We start from the raw sequence: 25,950 nt of genomic DNA, 5'->3' as shown, positions 1-25,950 counted from the left end.
CATTCTATGAGGTAACATGAAAACATTTTTCAGAAACTATTGGACCTATCTTATTTCTTTCATTATTCCCCTAGTAATTATATTCGGAGTCTATCTTTCTCAAGGTATCTACTGGAATAGTGATACTTCACCTTTATTGGGGGATGGATTTCATCAATATGTTATTTTTGATCTAAATCTTCGTAATATTTTACATGGGAGTGATAGCCTATTTTATACTTTTACCAGCGGTCTAGGTCTCAATTTTTATGCCTTGTCCAGTTATTACCTTGGTAGTTTTCTATCTCCTCTTGTTTATTTTTTTGATGTATCAAGCATGCCAGATGCAGTTTATTTGTCAACCTTGTTGAAATTTGGCTTGATAGGTCTGTCAACCTTTTTTAGCTTGAGTAAAATATTCAAAAATATATCTGCCCTACTTCGATTAGCTCTATCTACCTCATATGCATTAATGAGCTTTACAGTTAGTCAAGTAGAGATTAAGACCTGGTTGGATGTTTTTATTTTAATCCCCTTAATTTTAACTGGTTTACATCTACTCATAACGGAAAAAAAACGTATTCTATACTTTACAAGCTTGTCAATCTTATTTATCCAAAACTACTATTTTGGTTATATGACTGCCCTGTTTTTGGTAGTTTGGTATTTTTGCCAACTTTCCTGGGATTTTAAAAGTCGCAAGTATTCTTTCCTTGATTTTTTCCTAACATCCTTACTCGCTGGTTTAATAAGTTTCATCATGACACTCCCAACCTTGTTTGATTTAAGAACTCATGGTGAAAAACTAACCGCTATTACAAAAATAAAAACAGATGCCAGTTGGTATCTAGATCTATTCGCTAAACAATTTATTGGTGCTTTCGATACAACTAAATATGGTTCTATCCCAATGATTTTTGTAGGCCTCCTTCCTTTTATCTTAACAATTGTATTCTTTACATTAAAATCAATTAAGTTTCACGTGAAACTATGCTATGCAACTCTACTCATTCTCATCATTGCTAGTTTTTATCTAGAAGCCTTAGATTTATTTTGGCAAGGAATGCACGCACCAAATATGTTTCTTCATCGCTATGCTTGGATTTTCTCTACTCTCTTGATTTATATTTCAGCAGAAGTTTTAAATAGATTTAAGGATATTAAATTATGGAATATTTTATTCTCAATGACCTTCCTTTTATTTGGCTATCTGGCAACCATTTATTTTAAAAATCATTATTCATTTCTAACTAAATTAAATATACTCTTAACGATTGAGTTCTTAGTGGTATACTTACTATTGTTATTAGCACTTATCCGAAAAATGATTTCTCTAAAAATCTTTTCAATTCTTATTTTGATCTTTACAGTAAGTGAAGTTAGTTTTAATGCTTCATCTCAACTAAATGGAATTACGAAAGAATGGGGATTTGCTTCTCGTAGTACCTATGATAAAGATATTCCAAGTATGGAAGCTATTTTGGAGTATACCAAACAGCAACCAGATACATTTACACGAACTGAAAAGTTACAAACTCAAACTGGAAACGATAGCATGAAATTTAACTACAATGGCATCTCACAATTTTCATCTGTTCGTAATCGTTCTGCAAGTACAACGTTAGATAAGTTGGGTTTTAAATCTTCAGGTACCAACCTTAATCTTCGTTATGCAAATAATACTATCATTGCAGATAGTTTATTTGGAATCAGCTACAATATTTCTGAAACCTATCCAGATAAATATGGTTTTCATCCAAGCTATCAAAAAGATAATCTAACCCTTTATAAAAATCAATTCGCTCTCCCAATTGCTTTTGCTACACAGTCTCTTTACAAAGATGTCACTTTTAATGACCATACTCTTGATAACCAAACTCAATTTTTAAATCAAATTGCTGGCTTAAATGAAGAGTACTTTTATCCGATAAATCATTATACAGACTCTGATAACAACGTTGTCAATCTAAACGGAACTGATACTGAAGATGCAACTATCAGCTACAGCATTGAAGTACCTGATAATAGTCAGGTTTACCTTTCCATGACCAAGCTAAATTTTTCAAACGATAAGAAAAAGCAAGTTGACATCATTGTCAATGGTGAAAAAAAATCCTTTACCACAGATAATGCTTTTACATTTTTCAATCTTGGATATGCAGAACATAAACAAACTTTTGATATCCAGGTTAAGTTCCCAGGAAATGCTCAAGTATCATTTGAATCTCCAACTTTCTATCGCTTAGATACTAAGAAATATACGGAGGCTATACGCAAAATAAAAGAAAATCCAGTAGAGGTGAGCTCTTATAAAAATAAAGTCACTGTAAATTATAAGGTAAAGAATGATACATCGATCTTTTTCACAATTCCATACGATCAAGGTTGGTCTGCTTACCAAAATGGTAAAAAATTACAAATTCAACAGGCACAAACTGGATTTATGAAAATTGATGTTCCTGAAGGTGAAGGAACCATTGCCCTTTCCTTTATTCCAAAAGGATTTGTTGCTGGTGCAAGTTGTTCTCTTATAGCCATTATTGTTTTTATTTTTTATGATATTAAAAGAAAAAAATATTCTAGATAAAAAAACTATCGACCGAATTGGTCGATAGTTTTTAATCTTCTTCAACTTTTTTAGGTTGGTAGGAAAGCATTCCTAAAGCAACAAAAATCATTATTGTAAAGATAAGGAAAATAATCTGACTATGAATATTACCTGTCATAGAAATGGTTTGTCGTAGAGCTGAAACTGAATAACTCATAGGTAACCATGGGTTAATAGTTTTAAAGAATTGATTCGTCAAGGCTAAAGGATAAGTTCCTGCACTTGAAGCTAATTGAAGGAGTAATAAAATTAAGGAGAAGAAAGCGCCTAGGCGAGAATTCCAGGTTGTCAATGCTGTTACCATCGTCATAAAAGCAAGGCTGGTTAAAATGATTAAAGCCAAGGTTTTGAATTCGTGAACTGCAGTCAGTCCGATTAAATGTACCCCACCATAAACTAATACTCCTGCCAAACCAGCAATGATACCGTTAATTTCAAAGCGAGACTTAAACCAAGCCCAGCGACTTTCTGGATGGCGCCCAGAAGGCAATTTAGCAAAAATCATATTAGTTGAAATAGCAGCAACAAAAAGAGCAACTGATATCATATACGGAGCCATGGCAATCCCATTAACAGCTACTTGGTCCGTATCAGTTTTTGAAAGACTTAAAGGATCAGCCAGTAAGTCTGCATTTGTTGGTTCAGTTGAAGCCTGTTGCAATTGCCCCTCAGCCTCTGTCAAACCTTGATTTAACTGACTTGAACCATCACTTAATTTTCCAAGTCCTGATTGTAAAATTTCAGATCCTTGAGCAAGTTGATCTGCTCCACTAGCTATTTTTTCAGAACCATTAGCTAGTTGATTTGCTCCAGAAACTAGCTGGTCTGATTTATCAGCTAATTGTTGAGAACCCGCTTGTATTTGATTAAATCCAGCGGTTAAATCTGATGTTTTATTATTTACTTGGTTGACACCTGATGCAAGTTTATCAATTCCTGTTGCTAATTCTGGTGCTTTCTCTGCTAACTTAGCAGTAGCACCTGTCAATGTAGAAGATTTTTCTGTCAACTGATTAGAGCCTTGTAGCAACTTATTGAAACTTCCTGTCAAGTTCGAATTTTTAGAACTCAACTGACTTGCTCCTAAAGCTACTTGGTCTACTGATTTAGTATAGTTGTCGATACCAGATGCAAGAGTTTGACTAGCTGGCAATAACTGACCATCAATTGCTGTTTGAATCTGTGTTAATCCACTTGACAAACTTGTCAAGGTAGCAGTAGTAGTTGGCAACAATTTCGCTGAACTTGTTTTTAAGCGACTAAGGCTATTTGCTTGATTATTTACATTCTCTAAAGAAGATTGTAACGTTTGAACTGTAGTTAAAATTGTTCGTGCTGACTCACTAGTAGAAGATGATTGATTAGAAACCACAGAAGTTATCTCTGCCTGTTGGTCAGGAGTTAAGCTTTGATAAGCACTCGTAGATTGAATAGCTGATAAAGTAGTTTCTTTTTCAGATTGATTTGAAGTAACGATGCTTTGTGCTGAATTTGCAATCGTTGATAGACTACTAGAAAGCTGATTTGTTAACTCTGTTATTTCTCCTGTGTCTGACGTTTGAATATCATGATTCAGTTGCTCCAAGCCAGAAACTAATTGATGAATCTGAGCTCTTTGTTGAGTTGATAAACTTAATTGACTAGACAGTTCTTGAATTCCTTGATTAAGTTGTGTTAATCCTGTACGTAGAGTCTCTGATTGTTTAGAAATCTGATTTGCACCTGATGATAGACTTTGAACTCTATTTGTATAAGTATCAATACCAAGTGAAAATTGATTTAATCCTGAATTAAGTTGAGAAACACCACCTGTATAGGCTTGTGTGCCTGCATCAAGTTGAGTCAATCCTGATACCAGAGCTGGTGTCTTTGAGTTCAGTTGGTTTAATCCATTATCGATTTGTGAAATAGCGCCTGTATATTGATTTAAACCAGTATTAAAATTACCAAGACCAAGATTTAACTGATTTACGCCAGCTGTATAGCTTCCTAATCCTGTAGATAATTGATCAGCACCATTAGAAAATATGAGACTTGATTGAGCTAGGGTTTGAAGATTGGTTGATAAGGTTTGACTACCATCAGAAAGCTTATTAGAACCATCAGCCAACTGTAAACTTGCATTTGCCGCTTGAGATAAACCAAGTTTTAAATCACCCATCTTCTCAAATAAAGCTTTGGTATAAGATTGAGTAACATTAGTAGCCACAGTCTGTTTGATTTGTGTCATGGCAGAATCACTCATCTTGCTTGCAATAAAACTATGACCACTTGATGTCTGATAGTCAATCGTCATCTGTTCAGGATGATTTGTAAGGATAGAAGAAGCTTTCTCAGAAAGATTACTTGGCAACGTTACAACCATGTAATAATCTCCATCCCGCAGTCCTCTTTCTCCCTCACCTTCATCTACAAAATGAAAATCCAGACTATCACTATCTTTTAAATTAGACACCATGTCTTCACCAATAGTGAGTTTTTCATCGTTATAAGTAGCAGCTTGATCCTTATTAACAATTGCTACAGGTAACTCCGAAAGTTTACCGTATGGATCCCACATTGATGATAAGAAAATGATATTGTAAAGAGCTGGAATTAAGGAAATTCCTATCATGACAATAATAAATGTCGGTTTTTTAAAGATTGCTTTCCATTCTTTAAACATATTGTCTCCTTTTTTAAACTACTTGTCTAAATTTCTGATATAATAGATTATACATAAAAAAATTAAAAAGACAAGATAAAAAAATCTATTTTTAAACACATTGTCTAAAATTGTTCATCTGGAGGGAACATGCAAGAAAGTAATAAACGATTAAAAACCAAGCGCATTATCGAAAATGCTATGGTAGAATTATTGATGGAACAACCATTCGATCAGATTACAACTGTTAAATTAGCGCAAAAAGCTGGAATTAGCCGCTCCAGTTTCTATACTCATTACAAAGATAAATACGATATGATTGAACATTACCAAAGTAAACTATTTCATACCTTCGAATATATCTTTCAAAAACATGCTAATCACAAACGAGATGCTATTCTAGAAGTATTTGAATACTTGGAATCAGAACCGCTTCTAGCAGCTCTTTTATCTGAAAATGGAACCAAGGAAATTCAAAATTTCCTGCGAAATAAGCTTCACATCCTACTAAGTACAGATCTTCAAAAACGTTTTATGCAACTCAAACTAAATGAAGTAGAATTAGAATACAGTAGCATCTACCTGACAAATGCTCTCTTTGGAGTCTGTCAAACCTGGATTGCCCACGGAAAAAAAGAAAGTCCACAAGAAATCACGGACTTTTTAATGAAAATGTTAGGAGATACAAATTAACAAAAAAGCTCTATAATAGTTATAGGGAATCAAACCCCTATGGATATTATGGAGCCTATTTTGTTGTTCTTATTAGACTAATACTAATTTTGCTTAGTTTTATTTTCGGACACAAATCATTCTCTTTCAATATTTTAGATATGCCTCCCCTCATTACATCGGACAAAGAATCAAAAAAAAGGAACACCAAATTAGTGTTCCTTTCATCTGACTCCGCCAGTAGGACTCGAACCTACGACATCATGATTAACAGTCATGCGCTACTACCAACTGAGCTATGGCGGATTAAATAGTCCGTACGGAATTCGAACCCGTGTTACCGCTATGAAAAGACGATTTCTTAACCAACGGATCCTCTACCTGTAGCAGATATAACCATTATATCAATTTATCAAAAATTGTCAATTACTTTTTTTGGTTTTTAGCCATTAGTTCTCTCAATTTTTTAGTTTTTAGGCGAGAGATAGGACAACGATGATCTTCATAAAATACAACTTCCATTTTTTTACGATCAATTTCTCTCACATTACCAATATTGACTAAAAATGACTTGTGAGCTAGATAAAAACGTTGGGTTTCCTTATCCTTTTCTTGAATATCTGTCATTGTTCCATAGAATTCTTTGGCAAAATTCTTACCTACAATCCGTAATTTATGAGAAGTTCCAGTTGTCTCAATATAGAGAATATCATGATAAGGAATACAAAGATCATTTCCTTTATAACTATAATCAAAATAATCAACGACTGATTGGTTTTCAAGTAAAGTAGTCTTAGTGTAAAGCACACAGTCGGCAACTCTATTTTTAAAAACTTGATCACTGGTTTCTTTATCAATGAAATCCAATGCTGAAACTTTGTATTTATAAGTCAAGGTAGCAAATTCAGATCGACTTGTAATAAAAACAATAATGGCATAAGGATTGCGATGACGAATAAATTGAGCAACCTCAAATCCTTTTCTCTCAATCCCATTGATATCAATATCTAGAAAATAAAGCTGATTAACTTCATCATGCTCTATATATTCCATAAACTCTCTCACTTTTCCTGTTGTTTTATAGGAGATAGGAATATTTGTTTCCTTAGAAATTTTATTCAGAGTTGTTTCCAACCTTACTTGGTGTTCTATAATATCTTCTAAAATTAATACTTTCATATCAGTTCCCTCTTAAATCTAATCACTTGTTTAAATACATCATTATCAATTTCTGTTTCTAAAATAACATTGTCATATTTTCCTAAAATTTCTTTAACATTATTAAGTCCAAGTCCTCTATGTCTTCCTTTAGTTGAAAATCCTAATTCAAATAAATCTTCGGATTTTACCTTTCTTTTTTTACAAGAGTTTTGGATAACAACTAGGGTTTCAAGATCCAATTTGATGATAGCTACCTCTAGTTGTTTTTGATAGCTTTCAACTGCCCCCTCAACGGCATTATTGAGCAGAACGCTCATCACGCGCACCAAATCTAACAATTCCATAGACAAAGGTGTGATAATATCTTTTACCTCTAATGTGTACTCTACATCATTCGTTTTCGCATTGACAATAGATTGAGCAATCAAACTACGAAGAGCTGAATCCTCAATATTGTTCAAATCGAAATAGGTATACTTGTCTGAACGTAATTTTTGATTCGCCTTTACAAGAACTTCACTGTAAACTCTGTCAATTTCTTGTAAATCTTTACTTTCGATCGCCATTCTTAAGCTGACAAGCATTCCTGTATAGTCATGACGAAAACCACGAATCTCATTATATAAGGAAACAATCTCATCCGTGTAAGTTTGTAAATGTTTTTGCTCAAACTTCTTTTGTTCCAATTCAATCTCTTTTTCTATCTGAACTTTGTGAGAATTCATGGAAAAGAAAGTCAAAAGTAGGCCAACAAAAATAATGGATGATAAAATACTTCCAAAACCATTTAAGTGACGAATCGTACTCACAATATCTGAAGTGAAAGAGACAACGTGTAGAAAAATAAATGTAAAGAGCACTTTTTTCAGAAAAGGATATAGATAGTCTTTATCAAAATATTTAAATTCGAGATGGAAATAAGAAACAACAACTTTAATAACCAAATAAGTTAAGATCAGGATAAATAGAGAAAAATAATTGTTATACTTCAATGCAAACTCATCTCCTGTAATAGATGATAAGGTTACTGATAAAAAGTTATTAGTACTATTATATAAAAGAGAAAATAATAGACTGATAAAAATTCCCTTAGATTTCTCATACTTCTTAAATCCAACAAAGTAACCAAATAGGAGGAAAGGAAATAAAAATTTAGACAAACCAAAACTATCTAAGTTCAAGAAATGGAGAGTTACTTCTAATACTAATGGTAGTAGAAAGATATAAAGACTAAAAAAATATTGGTCTTTTCTAGTTGCTTTACAAACCCATTCATGAATTTTACTAATAATAAAAACATAAACAATAGCAATTACTAATCCGAATAAATCCATTATTTCCCACCTTTATTTTTACTTACTTACTTTTTGAAAAAAGAAAATTATTTATTGTATACATAGGTCTCCATTCCCCACCTCTAATTTCCTGCAGTTCTTTTTCATTCAATTCTTGGAAATCTTTCATTTGAGCAAAATCTGTATTCTTTTTCATAATATAAACTCCTATAATGTTTTTCTTGTAAATTAACTTACAAAAATATTATATAAAATCTACGATACCTATGGAGAATTATCTCTCAAATGCTCAAATTTTATTCTGAAATGTCAAATTTTTACAAAAAAAGCTGGGATTTTTCCCAGCTTATGATTTTACACTGATCCCAGCAGGATTCGAACCTGCGACCGTTCGCTTAGAAGGCGAATGCTCTATCCAGCTGAGCTATGAGACCTTACCTGTCTATCTTATCAAAAAAAGCTAGCTTAGTCAATCATCTATTTGTGATAGGGTGAGCCTTGTTGAATCGAAAATGCTCTATAGATTTGTTCTACTAAGACTAGTCTCATCAGTTGATGAGGAAGCGTTAATCTCCCAAAACTAACAGAGAGATTGGCTCTCTTTTTCACCTCTGGAGAGAGTCCTAAACTCCCACCAATGATAAAAGTGATTGTAGAAAATCCATTAATAGAGGCTCTTTCAAGCTGCTTGCTGAATTCTTCAGAAGAAAAAGTTGTTCCTTCAATAGCTAAAACAACTACAAAATCACGTTCCCCTACTTTAGCAAGAATGCGGTTCCCTTCCAACTCCAAAATCTTTTGATTTTCAGATTCGCTGGCCCGATCTGGTGTTTTTTCATCAGCCAACTCAATCATTTCTAGATTAGCAAATCGTGAAATTCTCTTGGAGTATTCTGCTATGCCATCTTTGAGATATTTTTCTTTCAGTTTTCCAACTGTTACCACTTTTATTTTCATTCTTCTATTCTAACATATTCACACTCAATTTCACATCTTATTCACAGATAAGATTTTGAAAAACTTCAATAAATTCACAGGTTTTCGAAAGTTATCCACAAGTTGTGAAAAACTTTTTGTTTTTAAGCTTGAATTAAGCTAGCTATTTTATACTTTCATTGATAAAAAAAACATGGAGGCTTCTATGAAAAACTTAAAAACTAGTTCCAAAAAATGGGGACAACTTTTAGTAGTCATTCTCATTAGCTTTTTTAGTGGTGTTTTAGGTACTTTTACGACATTGCAGCTAAGTCAAAAACAAAACACTAATCCAACAAATACCACCACTGTCAGCAAAACAGCTGTAAAAAATGAAAACTCAACCACACAGGCAGTCGATAAAGTTAAAGATGCTGTAGTATCTGTCATTACTTACTCCGCAAACTCCCAAAATAGTTTATTTGGATCTACAGATACTGATACAGATACAAATACTGAGCAAGTATCTAGTGAAGGTTCTGGAGTTATTTATAAAAAAGAAGGTAACTTTGCTTACCTCGTAACCAATACTCACGTTATTAATGGCGCTAAAAAAGTTGATATTCGTTTAGCAGATGGGACTAAAGTTCCAGGTGAAATTGTTGGTTCTGATACTTATTCAGATATTGCCGTTGTAAAAATTGCTGCAGATAAAGTCACAACAGTAGCTGAATTTGGTGATTCTGATCAACTAACAGTTGGAGAAACAGCTATTGCAATCGGAAGCCCTCTAGGTTCTGAATATGCCAATACCGTGACACAAGGCATCGTGTCAAGTTTGAATAGAAATGTTTCTTTAAAATCTGAAGATGGACAAGCTATCTCTACAAAGGCTATCCAAACAGATACAGCCATCAACCCTGGAAACTCTGGCGGTCCCTTAATCAATATTCAGGGACAAGTAATCGGAATTACATCTAGTAAAATCGCCACAAACGGTGGAACGTCTGTCGAAGGACTTGGATTTGCGATTCCTTCAAACGATGCCATCAATATTATCAATCAATTGGAAAAGAATGGAAAAGTCACTCGACCAGCCTTGGGCATTCAAATGGTCAACCTTTCAAATCTTAGTAGCACTGATTTACAAAGATTGAATGTACCATCAAGTGTCACTTCAGGAGTAGTTGTTCGTTCTGTTATAACTAGTATGCCTGCCAATGGACATCTACAACAATATGACGTCATTACAAAAGTGGATGATAAAGCTATTTCTTCAACTACTGAATTACAAAGTGCTCTATATAGCCATTCTATCGGAGATAGCATGACCATTACATACTACCGTAATGGCAAGGAAGAAACAACTACCATTAAATTAGATAAGAGTACTAGTGATTTGGAACAATAGTTTACAGATATGTAAAGTTGCTTTACAGAATATCTAAGTTGTGTTAATGTAGAATTATGGAAGAATTTAAAATTGTTCAAATAAAAGATATTCAAAAAAATCCCTATCAACCTCGGAAGGAATTTTCAGAAGAAAAAATACAAGAACTGGCACAATCTATTAAGGAAAACGGCTTGATTCAGCCTATTATCGTTAGAAAATCTCCAGTACTTGGATACGAAATTCTAGCTGGAGAAAGACGGTATCGTGCTTCAATTGCTGCTGGACTTTCAGAAGTTCCAGTTATTGTTAAGCAACTTTCTGATCAAGATATGATGCTTCATTCTATCATTGAGAATCTCCAACGCGAAAATTTAAATCCTATCGAGGAAGCTAAAGCATATCAATCCTTAATTGATAAAGGTTTTACCCACACAGAAATTGCTGAAAAAATGGGAAAATCTCGACCTTATATTACAAACCTAGTTCGATTGTTAGGGCTACCTAAACATATCCTGATAGAAGTTGAAAGTGGAAGACTTTCTCAAGCTCATGCTAGACTCCTCATTCAATTATCAAGTGATAAACAAGATAAACTCTTGCATCGCATTCAAACTGAAAATCTCTCTGTTCGACAAGTTGAACAAATACTACAAAAAACGAAGAAGAGCAGCAAAAAAGAAAAAGATCACTTTGTCAAAGAGGAAGAGCAAAAATTGAAAAAAATACTCGGATTAGATGTTCAGATTAGCCTTCAAAAAAAAGATAGCGGTAAAATTACTATTTCCTTCCATAACCAAGATGAATACCAACAATTTATTAACAGCCTGAAATAAGGCTGTTATTTTAGTATTCTTAACGAACATAGTTATCCACTGCATTTTAGTTTTTAAAAGCCCAGTATTTCAGAAATTTTCTTAGTTATCCACAAAATGTGGATAACAGTTAAAAACATTGTTAATTGTTTTCCACAAGTTGTGGAAAAATAATCTTATCTATGGTAAAATGATTCTATCAATAAACCTTTTAAATTCTATAGTAAAGGAGGAAGAAATCATTGAAGGAAAAACAATTTTGGAATCGTCTTTTAGAACTTGCACATGATAAATTAACTCAGTCAGTTTATGATTTCTATATTTTAGACGCAAAACTGGTTAAAGTTGAAGAAGATACTGCAACGATTTTCTTACCCCGCGATGAAATGCAGATATTCTGGGAACGAAATATCAATGGGATGCTTTTAGCAGCAGGTTTTGAAATCTATGATACTGAAATAAAAGCTCATTATATCTTCACGAAAGTTGAAGAAGCTAGCTCACAAGTAGCTTTCGAGTCTGAACCTGGCAACGATTATCAACCAAGTCAATCCACTATTCCATATTCTGAAACTGGACTCAAGGAAAAGTATACTTTCGATAATTTTGTTCAAGGGGATGGTAATGTTTGGGCTAAGTCTGCTGCTTTGGCTGTTTCTGAAGATCCAGGATTAACTTACAATCCTCTATTTATCTACGGAGGTCCTGGACTTGGAAAAACTCACCTGTTAAATGCCCTTGGAAATGAAATTCTGAAAAAAAGTCCAAATGCGCGTGTAAAATACATACCTGCTGAAAGCTTCATTAATGAATTCCTAGAGCATTTGAGACTCAATGATATGGAAAAATTCAAGAAAACTTACCGTAGTTTAGACCTCCTACTCATTGATGATATTCAATCACTTAGTGGAAAGAAGGTACAAACTCAGGAAGAGTTTTTCAATACATTTAACGCCCTTCACAATAATAATAAACAGATTGTTTTGACGAGTGACCGTAGACCTGAACATTTAGAGAGTCTGCCTGAACGTCTGGTCACGCGCTTCTCGTGGGGATTAACGACAGATATCACACCACCTGATTTTGAAACACGTATTGCGATTTTACAGAGTAAGACTGAACATCTCAACTATCATTTTCAGAATGATACACTCGAATATTTGGCTGGACAATTTGACTCTAACGTGCGAGAACTAGAGGGTGCACTCAACGATATCAGCCTAATGGCCAAAGTCAAAAAGGTTAACGATATAACAGTTGATATCGCCGCTGAGGCTATTCGTGCTCGTAAACAAGACGTTAGCAAAATGATTGTGATTCCAATTGATAAAATCCAGACAGAAGTTGGAAACTTCTATGGTGTTAGTGTCAAGGAAATGAAGGGAACTAGGCGTGTTCAAAATATCGTTTTAGCCCGTCAAGTTGCCATGTATCTAGCCAGAGAAATGACTGATAATAGCCTTCCTAAGATTGGAAAAGAGTTTGGTGGTAAAGACCACACAACGGTTATTCACGCTCATGGAAAAATCAAATCCATGCTTGAAACAGATGATAATTTACGTATAGAAATTGAAAACATCAAAAAGAAAATTAAATAACTTGTGGATAACTTTTTGAAAACTCTCTTATTTATCCACATCTTTTAAACAAGGCTCTGTCCTTGAGTTTTCTTGATTACAAGTGTTTTTCCACAGATTTCACACGCTCTATTATTACTATTATCCTTCTAATAATAAAAAGAATAAAGGAGAATCCATGATTCATTTTTCAATTAATAAAAACTTATTTTTACAAGCCTTAAATACAACAAAGAGAGCTATTAGCTCAAAGAATGCCATTCCTATCTTATCGACTGTAAAAATTGATGTTACCAATGAAGGAATTACCTTGATTGGATCAAATGGTCAAATCTCAATCGAAAATTTTATCTCGCAAAAAAATGAAAATGCAGGTCTCTTGATTAACTCTTTAGGTTCAGTTCTACTGGAAGCTTCTTTCTTTATCAATGTTGTTTCAAGTCTTCCAGATGTAACACTTGATTTTAAAGAGATTGAGCAAAAGCAAATTGTCTTAACTAGTGGAAAATCAGAGATTACTCTTAAAGGAAAAGATAGCGAGCAATATCCACGTATTCAGGAAATTTCTGCAAGCAATCCTTTAGTTCTTGAAACAAAACTTCTTAAAAAGATTATCAATGAAACAGCTTTTGCAGCTAGTACCCAAGAAAGCCGTCCTATTTTGACAGGTGTCCACTTTGTTTTAAGCAACCATAAAGAATTAAAAACAGTTGCGACAGATTCTCACCGTCTCAGTCAGAAGAAATTGACACTTGAAAAAAATAGCGATGATTTTGATGTTGTCATCCCAAGTCGTTCGCTACGCGAATTTTCAGCTGTTTTTACGGATGATATCGAAACAGTAGAGATTTTCTTCGCCAATAATCAAATTCTCTTTAGAAGTGAAAATATTAGCTTTTACACACGTCTCTTAGAAGGAAATTATCCAGATACCGATCGATTGATTCCAACAGATTTTAATACAACAGTGACTTTTGATGTTGCTAAACTACGCCAGTCTATGGAACGTGCTCGCCTCTTATCAAGTGCGACACAAAATGGTACTGTTAAATTAGAAATCAAAGAAGGAGTTGTAAGTGCTCATGTTCACTCTCCAGAAGTAGGGAAAGTAAACGAAGAAATTGATACTGAAAATGTAAGTGGTGCTGATTTGACAATTAGTTTCAACCCAACTTATTTGATTGAAGCACTAAAAGCTTTGAATAGCGAAAAAGTTACAATCAGCTTTATTTCAGCAGTTCGTCCATTTACTCTGGTTCCAGCTGATACAGATGAAGAGTTCATGCAGCTAATTACACCAGTTCGCACAAATTAATGGAAAGAGGTTGAGCCTAGCTCGCCTCTTTTATGATATAATCAAAAATAGAAAAGGAGATTAACCATGTATCAAGTTGGAAATTTTGTTGAAATGAAAAAACCACACGCTTGTACAATCAAATCAACAGGTAAAAAAGCCAATCGTTGGGAAATTACCCGTGTTGGAGCTGATATCAAAATAAAATGTAGCAATTGTGATCATGTGGTCATGATGAGTCGCTATGATTTTGAAAGAAAAATGAACAAAATCATCGACTAGGAACCCCATAGTAAGAGGGTTAGCAAGTTTTCCCTTTTTGTGTTATAATATTGAAGATTGAAATGTGAACGGAGAATGAGAAACTATGGCTTTAACAGCAGGTATTGTAGGTTTACCAAACGTTGGTAAATCAACCCTATTTAATGCAATTACAAAAGCAGGAGCAGAGGCTGCAAACTATCCTTTTGCGACCATTGATCCAAACGTTGGAATGGTAGAAGTTCCAGATGAACGCCTCCAAAAATTGACGGAAATGATTACTCCTAAAAAGACAGTTCCAACAACCTTTGAATTTACAGATATTGCAGGGATTGTAAAAGGAGCATCAAGAGGAGAAGGTCTTGGAAATAAATTCTTGGCCAACATCCGTGAAGTTGATGCGATTGTTCATGTGGTTCGTGCCTTTGATGATGAAAATGTCATGCGTGAGCAAGGTCGTGAAGATGCCTTTGTGGATCCGCTAGCAGATATTGATACCATTAACCTAGAGTTGATTCTTGCTGATTTAGAATCAGTCAATAAACGCTATGCGCGTGTAGAAAAAATGGCGCGTACGCAAAAAGATAAGGAATCAGTTGCAGAATTTAACGTTCTCCAAAAGATTAAACCTGTTCTTGAAGATGGTAAGTCAGCTCGTACCATTGAATTTACAGATGAAGAGCAAAAAGTAGTCAAAGGTCTTTTCCTTTTGACCACTAAACCAGTTCTTTATGTAGCCAACGTTGATGAGGATGTGGTTGGAGACCCAGAATCTATCGATTATGTGAAACAAATTCGTGAATTCGCAGCAACAGAAAATGCAGAGGTAGTAGTCATTTCTGCGCGTGCTGAAGAAGAAATTTCTGAGTTAGACGATGAAGATAAAAAAGAGTTTCTTGAAGCCATTGGTTTGACAGAATCAGGTGTGGATAAGTTGACTCGTGCAGCATATCATTTGTTAGGACTTGGAACTTACTTTACAGCCGGTGAAAAAGAAGTTCGTGCTTGGACTTTTAAACGTGGCATGAAAGCTCCTCAAGCAGCTGGTATCATCCACTCTGATTTTGAAAAAGGTTTTATTCGTGCAGTGACTATGTCTTATGACGATTTGGTAAAATACGGCTCTGAAAAGGCTGTAAAAGAAGCAGGACGTTTGCGTGAAGAAGGAAAAGAATATATCGTTCAAGATGGCGATATTATGGAATTCCGCTTTAACGTTTAATCAATATTTAAAATAATGTCAATTAGGTTGGAAAAAAATTCCAACCCTTTTGACTTTTGAAAGGAAATTTAAATGACAAAATTACTTGTAGGATTGGGAAATCCAGGAGATAAATATTTTGAAACTAAACACAATGTTGGCTTTATGCTGATTGACCAACTAGCCAAAAAACAAAATGTTACCTTTACACACGATAAGATATTCCAAGCTGAGTTAGCCTCATTTTTTCTTAACGGTGAAAAAATTTATCTGGTGAAACCGACGACTTTTATGAATGAAAGTGGAAAAGCTGTTCATGCATTGTTAACTTATTATGGTTTAGATATTGAAGATTTACTGATTATTTACGATGATCTTGACATGGAAGTCGGAAAAATTCGTCTTCGTGCTAAAGGATCAGCTGGTGGTCATAATGGAATTAAGTCGATTATTCAACATGTTGGTACACAGGTTTTCAATCGTGTAAAGATTGGCATTGGAAGACCTAAAAAAGGAATGTCTGTTGTTCACCATGTTTTGAGTAAGTTTGATCAGGAAGATCATATTGGTATTTTACAATCTATTGACAAGGTTGACGATGCTGTAAATTATTATTTACAAGAGAAAAACTTTGAAAAGACGATGCAGAAATATAATGGGTAAGGAAATGGCATTAATTGATTTCTTTTTAGAGAATAAACAAATTCTATCTTGGCATGAGAACTTACCACAGAAACAAAGACAATTATTGCTAGGTCTTTCTGGCTCAGCAAAATCGTTAGCGATTGCTAGTAGTCTGAAGAGTCAGAATAAGGTTTTAGTGATGACTTCCACATATGGAGAGGCTGAGCGTCTGATTAATGATCTAATCTCCATATTAGGTTCGGATCTGGTTTATCCATTTCTAGTAGATGATTCACCAATGGTTGAATTTTTGGTATCATCTCAGGAAAAGATTTTTTCTCGGGTTGAAGCTTTACGTTTTCTAAGAGATGAGTCTCAAAGAGGGATTTTAGTTTGTAACGTCGCAGCTAGTCGAGTATTCTTGCCGAATCCTCAAGTTTTTGATGATAGTATCTTAGAACTTCAAGTGGGGCAAGAATGCGAACAAAGAGAATTAAAAAATCACTTGATTTCTCTTGGTTATAAGAAAGTTACACAAGTTCAAAGTCAGGGAGAATTTAGCCTTCGTGGAGAGATTCTAGACATATTTGAAACCTCTCAACTATGTCCTTATCGGATTGAATTTTTCGGTGATGAGATTGATGGCATTAGAGAATTTGATACTGAAACTCAGTTATCAAAAGATAGTCAAACTCAAGTACTAATCTATCCAGCTAGTGATATTTTGTTAACGAATGAAGATTATCAACGTGGCCAGAAATTTTTAGAACATGAGATTGATAAGGCACTTTCTCCAACTTTAAAGTCTTACCTAGAAGAAGTTTTTAGTTGTACGAAAGAGCAAGTTCTTCATGCAGATATTCGCAAGTTTTTGTCTGTATTTTATAAAAAACAGTGGACCTTGATAGACTATTTGAATCAAGTTCCTGTTATATTTGATGATTTTCAAAAAATCATGAACCAGTACGATGTTTTTGATAAGGAAACAGCTAGCTACTTTACAGAAGATTTACATAATAGTAAAGCAGTATCAAGTTTACAATATTTTGCTGATGTAGAAATTCAGTTTAAAAAATATGTACCAGCGACTTTCTTTTCAAATTTTCAAAAAGGGCTTGGAAATTTGAAATTTAATAATCTGTACCAGTTCAATCAATATCCTATGCAGGAGTTCTTTAATCAGTTTTCTTTTCTGAAAGAAGAAATTGAACGTTACAAAAAATTAAAGTATACGATTGTTCTTCAGTCAAATAGCAAAACTGAACTAAAGAAACTGTCAACGATTCTTGCTGAATATAATATTAAAGTTGATAATAGTAATGAAAGTGAAATATGTAAAGGAACTGTTAATCTTGTTGAAGGAAATCTTCGTCATGGATTTCACTTTGTAGATGAGAATCTTGTATTTATCACTGAATATGAAATTTTTAAAAAGAAGATTAAACGGAAATATCGAAGACAAAATATCAGTAACGCTGAACGATTAAAGGATTATAATGAACTCCAAAAAGGAGACTATGTTGTTCATCAAATCCATGGTATTGGTCAATATTTAGGGATTGAAACGATTGAAATCAAAGGGATTCATCGAGACTACGTAAGTGTCCTATATCAGAATGGAGATCGAATTTCTATCCCTGTGGAGCAGATACAGACTCTTTCTAAGTATGTTTCTAGTGATGGTAAGGCTCCAAAGTTAAACAAATTAAACGATGGACGTTTTAAAAAAGCGAAGCAAAAAGTAAAGAGTCAAGTTGAAGATATTGCAGATGATTTAATTAAGTTATATGCGGAGAGAAGTCAACTTAAAGGTTTTGCATTTTCAAAAGATGATGAAGACCAAAATGCTTTTGACGAAGCATTCCCATATGTAGAGACTGAGGATCAACTTAGTAGTATCGAAGAGATTAAGAAAGATATGCAGGCTTCTCAACCGATGGACCGGCTTTTAGTTGGAGATGTTGGTTTTGGTAAGACAGAAGTAGCTATGCGAGCTGCATTTAAGGCTGTCAATGATCATAAACAGGTTGTCGTTTTAGTGCCGACAACCGTTCTTGCTCAGCAACATTATAGTAATTTCAAGGAAAGATTTGAGCAATTTGCTGTTAACGTAGATGTTTTAAGTCGTTTCAGAAGTAAGAAAGAACAGACAGAGACACTTGCAAAATTAAAAAAAGGTCAAGTAGATATTTTGATAGGAACCCATCGAGTCTTGTCTAAAGATGTTGAGTTTGCTGATTTGGGGTTGATGATTATTGATGAAGAGCAACGTTTTGGTGTTAAGCATAAGGAAGCTTTGAAGGAATTAAAAAAGAAGGTTGATGTCTTAACCTTGACAGCGACACCAATTCCTCGAACTCTTCATATGTCTATGCTAGGTATCCGAGATTTATCAGTCATCGAAACTCCTCCAACAAATCGATATCCTGTTCAAACCTATGTCCTTGAACAGAATGATCGTATCATTCGTGATGCTGTATTGAGAGAAATGGATCGTGGTGGTCAAGTTTACTATCTTTACAACAAAGTTGACACGATTGAAAAGAAGGTTTCAGAGTTACAAGAATTGATTCCAGAAGCTTCTATTGGATTTGTCCATGGTCAAATGAGTGAAATTCGCTTAGAAAATACACTTCTTGATTTCATTGAAGGACAGTATGATATTTTAGTAACTACAACAATCATCGAGACAGGAGTAGATATTCCAAATGCTAATACCTTGTTTATAGAAAATGCAGATCATATGGGATTGTCAACCTTGTATCAATTAAGAGGTCGTGTTGGTCGTAGTAACCGAATCGCTTATGCCTATCTCATGTATCGTCCAGATAAAACCTTGACAGAAGTTTCTGAGAAGAGATTAGAGGCCATCAAAGGTTTTACTGAACTAGGTTCTGGTTTCAAAATTGCCATGCGAGATTTATCCATTCGTGGAGCTGGAAATCTTTTAGGAAGCTCTCAGTCTGGATTTATCGATTCTGTTGGTTTTGAGTTGTACTCTCAGTTGTTAGAAGAAGCAATAGCTAAGAAAAATGGAACTGACAAAAAACGTGAAAAAGGAAATGCTGAGTTACTCCTACAAATCGATGCCTATCTCCCAGATGATTATATATCGGATGAAAGACATAAAATTGAGATTTACAAGAGAATTCGTCAGATTGACAATCGTGTCAACTATGAAGAATTACAAGATGAGTTGATTGATCGTTTTGGAGAATATCCAGATGTGGTTGCTTACCTTTTAGAAATTGGATTAGCTAAAGCATATCTTGATAAAGTATTTGTCAATCGTGTAGAAAGAAAGGTTAATAAGCTGGTCATTCAGTTTGAAAAAATATCGCAACAATTATTTTTAACACAAGATTATTTCCAGGCTCTTTCTCAGACAAGTTTGAAGGCAAATATTTCAGAAAATCAAGGTTTAATCGAAGTTGTTTTTGATATTCGTAATAAAGAGGATTATGAGATTTTAGAAGGTCTTTTAACTTTTGGAGAATCATTAGCAAATATAAAAGAATCAAAAGAGTCACATTAGGAGTTATCTTTTTTCTTCTATAAAAAGTAGAAAAATGGTACAATAATAATTTGAGGTAATAAAAATGAGATTAGATAAATATTTAAAAGTATCAAGAATTATTAAGCGTCGTACAGTGGCTAAAGAAGTTGCAGATAAGGGACGTATCAAGGTAAATGGTATTCTTGCAAAGAGCTCTACAGAGTTAAAAATCAATGACCAAGTTGAAATTCGTTTTGGAAATAAATTGTTGCTCGTAAAAGTGTTAGAAATGAAAGATAGCACTAAAAAAGAAGATGCTGCAGGTATGTATGAAATTATCAGCGAAACAAGGGTAGAAAACGATGTATAAAAAAATTGTACAAATGAATAATTCTTTTATTCAAAATGAACACCAACGTCGTAAATACTTGATGGAAGAACGACAAAGACGAAATCGTTTTATGGGCTGGGTTTTGATTTTGATTATGTTGTTGTTCATCCTACCAACCTATAATTTAACTCAAAGTTATCAGCAACTACTCGAACGTCGCCAACAGTTAGCCGATCTGAAAAAACAGTATCAAGAATTGAGCGATGAAAAAGATAAAGAATCAAATCTTGCAACAAAATTAAAGGACGAAACATACGCAGCCAAGTATTTGCGTGCAAAATATTACTATTCAAAATCATGGGAGGAAGTTTATACTATTCCGGACTTACTTCCTAGGTAATGTAAAATGGAAAATTTATTAGATATTGTAGAAAAGTTTTTAAGTCAATCTGATGAAAAATTAGAAGAGTTAGCTCAAAAAAATCATCTGTTACGGCTACAGGAAGAAGAGGAAAAAAAGAATGCGTAAATTTTTAGTGATATTACTACTTCCAATTTTCCTAAAAAGTGTTCAAGTAGTAAGCACTGAGAATCCAGTTATCATTCCAAACCAAGAAGTTTATTCCTTAACCCACGCTTCGTATCAATTTTACTATCAAGATGTTATAGAATCTCCAAAATTTTATGGTGAAACATCTGTTTATTCTACAGAAGATTTGATTAAAGAATCAGGAAAAGTCAATGCAGATACAAAATTATCTGTTTTAGAATGGAGATTAAATAAACAAGGACAGCCTGTCTTTAAATTGTCAAATAATCAATTTGTGATGGCTGATAAACGACTTTTATACGATAGTTCAATTGTCAACAATTTTTCTAAACGAGTATGGTTAGAATCAGGATTTGTCGTTTATAACAGTCCTTATGATCAACAAGAATTAAAGTCTACTTTAGCAGCTTATCAAGAGGTTGAAGCAGATATGTCTATTTTTGCTGGTGGTCATGAATTTTTACATATCAAACAAATTGGTTGGGTTTCGACGGATTACATTTCCAATGACGACAATCGTATCCAGAAAGTACAAGAGTTGTTATCTGCGAATTATCAAAATGAACAGTTTTCTATTTATGTTAAACAATTGAGCACGGGTAAGGAAGCTGGAATTAATGAAGATCAAAAAATGTACGCTGCTAGTGTTATGAAATTGCCTTATCTTTATTATGTTCAAGAAAAAATCAATCAAGGTGATTACCAACTTGACACGAAATTGAAGTATGTTTCTGAAGTAAATGATTTCCCTGGTTCTTATAAACCCGAAGGAAGTGGAAGTCTCCCTAAAACAGCGGACAATAAAGACTACACTCTCAAAGATTTAATTACAAAGACAGCGAAAGAATCTGACAATGTAGCCCATAATATTCTTGCTTATTATATTACGAATAAATCAGATGAAGCATTTAAAAAAGAAATGGCTACTATCGCAGGTGAAGAGTGGGATGTGACAGAAAAGATGGCTTCAGCTAAAATGGCTGGTAAAGTTATGGAATCTATTTACAATCAGAATGGTTTTGTTTTAGAATCCCTATCGCAAACAGCTTTTGATAATCAGCGGATTGCTAAGAATATTTCTGCTAAGGTAGCCCATAAAATTGGGGATGCAGATGAATTTAAACACGATGTAGGAATAGTCTATACAGATTCTCCTTTCATTATTTCAATCTTTACCAAAAATTCTGATTATGATACCATTTCTAAAATTGCTAAGGATGTCTATGAGGTCCTAAAATGAGAGACCGAGATTTTTTAAATCATTTTCTAGAAAAAGGTTATTTTAAAGATCATTCACGAGTTGTACTAGCCTTGTCTGGTGGATTGGATTCGATGTTTCTTTTTCATCTCCTTTCAACTTACCAAGAAGAACTTGGGATTGAATTATTTTTAGCTCATGTAAACCATAAACAACGATTAGAATCGGATCATGAAGAACATGAATTAAGAAAACTAGCTGAACAAGCTGGAGTTCCAATTTATGTAGCTAACTTCTCTGGAGTTTTTACAGAATCGAGAGCTCGTCAATTTCGCTATGAATTTTTTAGAGATGTGATGAGAGAAACATCCTCTACTGCTCTTGTAACGGCTCATCATGCAGATGATCAGGTTGAGACGGTATTTATGCGAATGATTAGGGGTGTTAGATTACAACACTTATCAGCTATTAAAGAAAGACAAACGTTTGATAAGGGAGAATTAATTCGTCCTTTGCTGTCTTTTTACAAGAGGGATTTTCCTGAAGTTGAGCATTTTGAAGATAGGACGAATAAAGAAAATCATTATTTTCGCAATCGAGTTCGTAATATTTACTTACCACAACTGGAAAAAGAAAATATTCAGCTAAAGAGAGCGGTTTTAGAGTTTGGAAAAGAAGTATCTGACTATCAAATTGCTCTGACTGAATTATCTCAAACAGTCAATGTGGAAGATTTAACTCAGTTTTTATCTTTTAGTGAAGCAACACAGCGAGTTTTACTACAACAATATCTTAGTTGTTTTGCTGATTTAAATGTAACAAGAGAACAATTTCAAGAAATTCATCATATTTTAAAAACTAAGAGTCAATATCGCCATTGTATAAAAAATGGTTATGAACTTGTAAAAGAATACCAGCACTTTCGAATTTGTAAAATCAGACCAAAGTCTGATGAAAAAAGTAGTGAGTGTGTGTTAAACTATCAAAATCAAGTTCATTATGAAGGTTATTTATTTTCATTTGGAATCCCTCTAAAAGGGAAAAATGTTCAAAAGATGAATGTTTCTCGTGAAACATCGTTGATTTTACGGCATCGACAACCTGGTGATTATTTGATAAAAAATGGTCATCGTAAAAAACTAAGGCGACTTTTTATTGATTTAAAAATTCCTAAAGAAAGACGAGAAAAAGCTATTATCATTGAGCAATTTGGAAAAATTTGTTCAGTTTTAGGAATTGAAATCAGTGATTTGAGTAAAAAAATGAAAAATGATATAATGAACACTGTACTTTATATAGAAAAAATAGATAGGTAAAATCATGTTAGAAAAAGATATCAAGAAAATTTTGATTTCACAAGATGAAATTACAGAAGCAGCTAAAAAATTGGGTGCTCAGTTGACAAAAGATTATGAGGGTAAAAATCCGATTTTAGTTGGAATTTTAAAAGGTTCTATTCCTTTTATGGCAGAATTGGTGAAATATATTGATACACATCTTGAAATGGACTTTATGATGGTCTCTAGCTATCATGGTGGGACTGTAAGTAGTGGTGTCATTAATATTAAACAAGACGTAACTCAAGATATTAAAGGTCGACATGTTATCTTTATAGAAGATATTATTGATACTGGTCAAACCTTGAAGAGTTTGAGAGATATGTTTACTGCAAGAGAAGCAGCTTCTGTTAAGATTGTCACAATGCTTGATAAACCAGAAGGTCGTACAGTAGAAATCGAAGCAGATTATACATGTTTTACAATTCCAAATGAATTTGTTGTAGGCTACGGTTTAGACTATAATGAAAACTATCGTAACCTTCCTTATGTAGGTGTATTGAAAGAGGAAGTTTACTCAAAATAGAAGGGTAAGTGTTTGAATGCAAAAACAAAATAATGGTTTCATAAAAAATCCATTTCTTTATTTGTTGATGATTTTCTTGCTAGTGACAGGATTCCAGTACTTTTTTGCTGGCAGATCTGCTGGTCATAGTCAACAAATTAAGTACTCAGAATTGGTTCAGGAAATCACTAACGACAATGTAAAAGAAATGACCTACCAACCAAGTGGTAGTGTTATTGAAGTGTATGGTGTCTACAAAACTGCTAAGACAGAGAAACAGGAAACGGGAATTCAATTTTTTACACCCTCTGCTACAAAAGTAGAGAAATTTACAAGTATTGTCCTCCCATCAGATACAACTGTAGCGGATTTGCAAAAGCTAGCAAGTGAACATCAAACGCAAATTGAAGTGAAACACGAAAGCTCAAGTGGTATGTGGATTAACATCCTGGTTTCAGTAGTACCATTTGCTATCTTATTCTTCTTCCTCTTCTCTATGATGGGAAATATGGGCGGAAATAGTGGACGTAATCCAATGAGCTTTGGACGTAGTAAAGCTAAAGCTGCTAATAAAGAAGATATCAAAGTTCGCTTCTCAGATGTCGCAGGCGCAGAGGAAGAAAAACAAGAACTTGTTGAAGTTGTTGAATTCTTAAAAGATCCAAAACGATTTACAAAATTGGGTGCCCGGATTCCAGCTGGTGTTCTCTTAGAAGGACCTCCGGGAACTGGTAAAACATTACTTGCCAAAGCAGTCGCAGGAGAAGCTGGTGTACCATTCTTTAGTATTTCAGGTTCTGACTTTGTAGAAATGTTCGTCGGTGTCGGTGCGAGCCGTGTACGTTCTCTCTTTGAGGATGCAAAAAAAGCAGCACCAGCTATTATCTTCATTGATGAAATTGATGCCGTTGGTCGACAACGTGGTGTCGGTTTAGGTGGAGGTAATGATGAACGCGAACAAACCTTAAACCAACTCTTGATTGAAATGGATGGTTTTGAAGGAAATGAAGGAATTATTGTCATTGCGGCAACAAACCGTTCAGATGTTCTTGATCCGGCTCTACTTCGTCCAGGCCGTTTTGATAGAAAAGTATTAGTTGGTCGTCCAGATGTTAAGGGACGCGAAGCAATTTTGAAAGTCCATGCTAGAAATAAACCTTTAGCTGAAGATGTAGATTTGAAATTAGTAGCACAACAAACTCCAGGTTTTGTTGGTGCCGATTTGGAAAATGTATTGAACGAAGCAGCTTTAGTTGCAGCTCGTCGCAATAAATCAGTGATTGATGCTTCTGATATTGATGAGGCAGAAGATCGTGTTATCGCGGGACCATCTAAAAAAGACAAGACAGTTTCACAAAAAGAACGTGAATTGGTTGCCTACCATGAGGCAGGACATACCATTGTCGGTCTAGTATTGTCAAATGCCCGTGTTGTTCATAAAGTTACCATAGTACCACGTGGACGTGCAGGCGGATATATGATTGCACTTCCTAAGGAAGACCAAATGCTTCTATCTAAAGAAGATATGAAAGAACAATTAGCTGGCTTAATGGGTGGACGTGTAGCTGAAGAAATTATCTTTAACGTCCAAACAACTGGAGCATCTAATGACTTCGAACAAGCTACTCAGATGGCGCGTGCAATGGTTACAGAGTATGGTATGAGTGAAAAACTTGGTCCAGTACAATATGAAGGAAGTCATGCCATGTTTGGTGCACAAAGCCCTCAAAAATCAATTTCAGAACAAACAGCTTATGAAATTGATGAAGAAGTTCGTTCATTATTGAATGAAGCACGAAACAAAGCTGCTGAAATTATCCAGTCAAATCGTGAAACTCACAAGCTGATTGCAGAAGCATTATTGAAATACGAAACATTGGATAGTACACAAATTAAATCTCTATACGAAACAGGAAAGATGCCTGAAACAGTAGAAGAGGAATCACATGCACTATCTTATGATGAAGTAAAATCAAAAATGAGTGAAGAAAATTAATTATCTTAAATACTATAAACAGAGGAAGCGCAAGTTTTCTCTGTTTTTTAGGCTCTCTGTCAACTGTAGTGGGTTGAATAAAAAGCTAACATCTGGAGAGG

22 protein-coding genes and 2 tRNA genes are annotated in these 25,950 nt (G+C 34.2%); 17 read left to right on the top strand and 7 right to left on the bottom strand.

Features of this window, described 5'->3' with window-relative positions:
* The first annotated feature begins 16 nt into the window (after positions 1-16).
* Positions 17-2,566, top strand: a complete 2,550-nt coding sequence (locus tag RQ973_RS05220) for a YfhO family protein (protein ID WP_311523040.1) — start codon at positions 17-19, stop codon at positions 2,564-2,566.
* A gap of 31 nt (positions 2,567-2,597) precedes the next feature.
* On the opposite strand, the gene RQ973_RS05215 is transcribed toward RQ973_RS05220, so the two are convergent.
* Positions 2,598-5,252, bottom strand: coding sequence for a YhgE/Pip domain-containing protein (locus tag RQ973_RS05215; RefSeq protein ID WP_311523039.1), 2,655 nt, complete (start codon positions 5,250-5,252; stop codon positions 2,598-2,600).
* 129 nt (positions 5,253-5,381) lie between these two features.
* Here RQ973_RS05215 and RQ973_RS05210 point away from each other — a divergent pair, with 129 nt between their 5' ends.
* Complete coding sequence (locus RQ973_RS05210; RefSeq protein ID WP_311523037.1) at positions 5,382-5,924, top strand: TetR/AcrR family transcriptional regulator C-terminal domain-containing protein; 543 nt, start codon at positions 5,382-5,384, stop codon at positions 5,922-5,924.
* Positions 5,925-6,135: 211 nt separating this feature from the next.
* Here RQ973_RS05210 and RQ973_RS05205 read toward each other — a convergent pair.
* The 6 genes from RQ973_RS05205 to rlmH all read right to left on the bottom strand — a co-directional run bounded on the left by RQ973_RS05205 (position 6,136) and on the right by rlmH (position 9,316).
* Positions 6,136-6,209 (bottom strand) — tRNA-Asn (locus RQ973_RS05205).
* 120 nt (positions 6,210-6,329) lie between these two features.
* Positions 6,330-7,082, bottom strand: coding sequence for a competence system response regulator transcription factor ComE (gene comE, locus RQ973_RS05200; RefSeq protein WP_311523036.1), 753 nt, complete (start codon positions 7,080-7,082; stop codon positions 6,330-6,332).
* The gene (comD, locus tag RQ973_RS05195; protein ID WP_311523035.1) at positions 7,079-8,398 is read right to left on the bottom strand and encodes a competence system sensor histidine kinase ComD; all 1,320 of its coding nucleotides are present in this window, start codon (positions 8,396-8,398) and stop codon (positions 7,079-7,081) included. The genes comE and comD overlap by 4 nt, the downstream gene beginning before the upstream one ends.
* 22 nt (positions 8,399-8,420) lie before the next feature.
* A complete protein-coding gene (locus tag RQ973_RS05190; protein WP_080979250.1) occupies positions 8,421-8,555 on the bottom strand; it encodes a ComC/BlpC family leader-containing pheromone/bacteriocin in 135 nt (44 codons plus the stop codon).
* 164 nt (positions 8,556-8,719) lie between these two features.
* Positions 8,720-8,793, bottom strand: a tRNA-Arg gene (locus tag RQ973_RS05185).
* A gap of 43 nt (positions 8,794-8,836) precedes the next feature.
* Positions 8,837-9,316, bottom strand: a complete 480-nt coding sequence (gene rlmH, locus RQ973_RS05180; protein ID WP_000695942.1) for a 23S rRNA (pseudouridine(1915)-N(3))-methyltransferase RlmH — start codon at positions 9,314-9,316, stop codon at positions 8,837-8,839.
* Between the two features lie 184 nt (positions 9,317-9,500).
* On the opposite strand from rlmH, the gene RQ973_RS05175 reads away from it, so the two are divergent.
* The 15 genes from RQ973_RS05175 to ftsH all read left to right on the top strand — a co-directional run bounded on the left by RQ973_RS05175 (position 9,501) and on the right by ftsH (position 25,849).
* On the top strand, positions 9,501-10,685 hold the full coding sequence (locus RQ973_RS05175; RefSeq protein ID WP_311523034.1) for a trypsin-like peptidase domain-containing protein: 1,185 nt from the start codon (positions 9,501-9,503) through the stop codon (positions 10,683-10,685).
* 56 nt (positions 10,686-10,741) lie between these two features.
* Entirely contained in the window at positions 10,742-11,500 is a 759-nt protein-coding gene (locus RQ973_RS05170) for a ParB/RepB/Spo0J family partition protein (RefSeq protein ID WP_311523032.1), read from the top strand.
* A gap of 221 nt (positions 11,501-11,721) precedes the next feature.
* Positions 11,722-13,077: a chromosomal replication initiator protein DnaA gene (gene dnaA, locus RQ973_RS05165; RefSeq protein ID WP_311523030.1), complete on the top strand. Its 1,356-nt coding sequence runs from the start codon at positions 11,722-11,724 to the stop codon at positions 13,075-13,077.
* A gap of 157 nt (positions 13,078-13,234) precedes the next feature.
* Entirely contained in the window at positions 13,235-14,371 is a 1,137-nt protein-coding gene (gene dnaN / locus RQ973_RS05160) for a DNA polymerase III subunit beta (RefSeq protein ID WP_281335678.1), read from the top strand.
* 66 nt (positions 14,372-14,437) lie between these two features.
* Positions 14,438-14,632 (top strand): DUF951 domain-containing protein, encoded by a 195-nt coding sequence (locus RQ973_RS05155; protein WP_000285188.1) that lies wholly within the window; start codon positions 14,438-14,440, stop codon positions 14,630-14,632.
* 85 nt (positions 14,633-14,717) lie between these two features.
* Entirely contained in the window at positions 14,718-15,833 is a 1,116-nt protein-coding gene (gene ychF, locus RQ973_RS05150) for a redox-regulated ATPase YchF (protein ID WP_049503819.1), read from the top strand.
* Between the two features lie 72 nt (positions 15,834-15,905).
* Positions 15,906-16,475, top strand: a complete 570-nt coding sequence (gene pth, locus RQ973_RS05145) for an aminoacyl-tRNA hydrolase (protein WP_311523027.1) — start codon at positions 15,906-15,908, stop codon at positions 16,473-16,475.
* Complete coding sequence (gene mfd, locus RQ973_RS05140) at positions 16,468-19,971, top strand: transcription-repair coupling factor (protein ID WP_311523026.1); 3,504 nt, start codon at positions 16,468-16,470, stop codon at positions 19,969-19,971. Before pth ends, mfd begins: the two co-directional genes overlap by 8 nt.
* A 64-nt stretch (positions 19,972-20,035) precedes the next feature.
* Entirely contained in the window at positions 20,036-20,302 is a 267-nt protein-coding gene (locus RQ973_RS05135) for an RNA-binding S4 domain-containing protein (RefSeq protein ID WP_311523025.1), read from the top strand.
* Positions 20,295-20,663 (top strand): septum formation initiator family protein, encoded by a 369-nt coding sequence (locus tag RQ973_RS05130; RefSeq protein ID WP_000277028.1) that lies wholly within the window; start codon positions 20,295-20,297, stop codon positions 20,661-20,663. The genes RQ973_RS05135 and RQ973_RS05130 overlap by 8 nt, the downstream gene beginning before the upstream one ends.
* Positions 20,664-20,669: 6 nt before the next feature.
* The gene (locus tag RQ973_RS05125; protein ID WP_045762396.1) at positions 20,670-20,792 is read left to right on the top strand and encodes an SP_0009 family protein; all 123 of its coding nucleotides are present in this window, start codon (positions 20,670-20,672) and stop codon (positions 20,790-20,792) included.
* Complete coding sequence (locus tag RQ973_RS05120) at positions 20,785-22,053, top strand: serine hydrolase (protein WP_311523024.1); 1,269 nt, start codon at positions 20,785-20,787, stop codon at positions 22,051-22,053. The genes RQ973_RS05125 and RQ973_RS05120 overlap by 8 nt, the downstream gene beginning before the upstream one ends.
* On the top strand, positions 22,050-23,327 hold the full coding sequence (gene tilS, locus RQ973_RS05115) for a tRNA lysidine(34) synthetase TilS (RefSeq protein WP_311523023.1): 1,278 nt from the start codon (positions 22,050-22,052) through the stop codon (positions 23,325-23,327). Before RQ973_RS05120 ends, tilS begins: the two co-directional genes overlap by 4 nt.
* Before the next feature lie 4 nt (positions 23,328-23,331).
* Entirely contained in the window at positions 23,332-23,874 is a 543-nt protein-coding gene (gene hpt, locus RQ973_RS05110) for a hypoxanthine phosphoribosyltransferase (protein WP_248035109.1), read from the top strand.
* A gap of 16 nt (positions 23,875-23,890) precedes the next feature.
* The gene (gene ftsH / locus RQ973_RS05105) at positions 23,891-25,849 is read left to right on the top strand and encodes an ATP-dependent zinc metalloprotease FtsH (protein WP_001171816.1); all 1,959 of its coding nucleotides are present in this window, start codon (positions 23,891-23,893) and stop codon (positions 25,847-25,849) included.
* The last annotated feature ends 101 nt before the right edge of the window (positions 25,850-25,950 follow it).

This window comes from uncultured Streptococcus sp., assembly GCF_963511325.1.
In the GTDB taxonomy this organism is placed as follows: domain Bacteria; phylum Bacillota; class Bacilli; order Lactobacillales; family Streptococcaceae; genus Streptococcus.
Note: the sequence above shows the minus strand (reverse complement) of the source record. Positions and strands in the feature narration are given on the sequence as shown.

Coding starts and splice junctions, on each gene's coding strand:
- RQ973_RS05220 (WP_311523040.1), top strand. CDS start 17: ATGAAAACATTTTTCAGAAACTATTGGACCTATCTTATTTCTTTCATT.
- pth (WP_311523027.1), top strand. CDS start 15,906: ATGACAAAATTACTTGTAGGATTGGGAAATCCAGGAGATAAATATTTT.
- comD (WP_311523035.1), bottom strand. CDS start 8,398: ATGGATTTATTCGGATTAGTAATTGCTATTGTTTATGTTTTTATTATT.
- mfd (WP_311523026.1), top strand. CDS start 16,468: ATGGGTAAGGAAATGGCATTAATTGATTTCTTTTTAGAGAATAAACAA.
- rlmH (WP_000695942.1), bottom strand. CDS start 9,316: ATGAAAATAAAAGTGGTAACAGTTGGAAAACTGAAAGAAAAATATCTC.
- RQ973_RS05210 (WP_311523037.1), top strand. CDS start 5,382: ATGCAAGAAAGTAATAAACGATTAAAAACCAAGCGCATTATCGAAAAT.
- RQ973_RS05215 (WP_311523039.1), bottom strand. CDS start 5,252: ATGTTTAAAGAATGGAAAGCAATCTTTAAAAAACCGACATTTATTATT.
- RQ973_RS05130 (WP_000277028.1), top strand. CDS start 20,295: ATGTATAAAAAAATTGTACAAATGAATAATTCTTTTATTCAAAATGAA.
- ftsH (WP_001171816.1), top strand. CDS start 23,891: ATGCAAAAACAAAATAATGGTTTCATAAAAAATCCATTTCTTTATTTG.
- ychF (WP_049503819.1), top strand. CDS start 14,718: ATGGCTTTAACAGCAGGTATTGTAGGTTTACCAAACGTTGGTAAATCA.
- RQ973_RS05170 (WP_311523032.1), top strand. CDS start 10,742: ATGGAAGAATTTAAAATTGTTCAAATAAAAGATATTCAAAAAAATCCC.
- RQ973_RS05125 (WP_045762396.1), top strand. CDS start 20,670: ATGGAAAATTTATTAGATATTGTAGAAAAGTTTTTAAGTCAATCTGAT.
- RQ973_RS05155 (WP_000285188.1), top strand. CDS start 14,438: ATGTATCAAGTTGGAAATTTTGTTGAAATGAAAAAACCACACGCTTGT.
- RQ973_RS05190 (WP_080979250.1), bottom strand. CDS start 8,555: ATGAAAAAGAATACAGATTTTGCTCAAATGAAAGATTTCCAAGAATTG.
- RQ973_RS05175 (WP_311523034.1), top strand. CDS start 9,501: ATGAAAAACTTAAAAACTAGTTCCAAAAAATGGGGACAACTTTTAGTA.
- hpt (WP_248035109.1), top strand. CDS start 23,332: ATGTTAGAAAAAGATATCAAGAAAATTTTGATTTCACAAGATGAAATT.
- RQ973_RS05135 (WP_311523025.1), top strand. CDS start 20,036: ATGAGATTAGATAAATATTTAAAAGTATCAAGAATTATTAAGCGTCGT.
- comE (WP_311523036.1), bottom strand. CDS start 7,082: ATGAAAGTATTAATTTTAGAAGATATTATAGAACACCAAGTAAGGTTG.
- tilS (WP_311523023.1), top strand. CDS start 22,050: ATGAGAGACCGAGATTTTTTAAATCATTTTCTAGAAAAAGGTTATTTT.
- dnaN (WP_281335678.1), top strand. CDS start 13,235: ATGATTCATTTTTCAATTAATAAAAACTTATTTTTACAAGCCTTAAAT.
- RQ973_RS05120 (WP_311523024.1), top strand. CDS start 20,785: ATGCGTAAATTTTTAGTGATATTACTACTTCCAATTTTCCTAAAAAGT.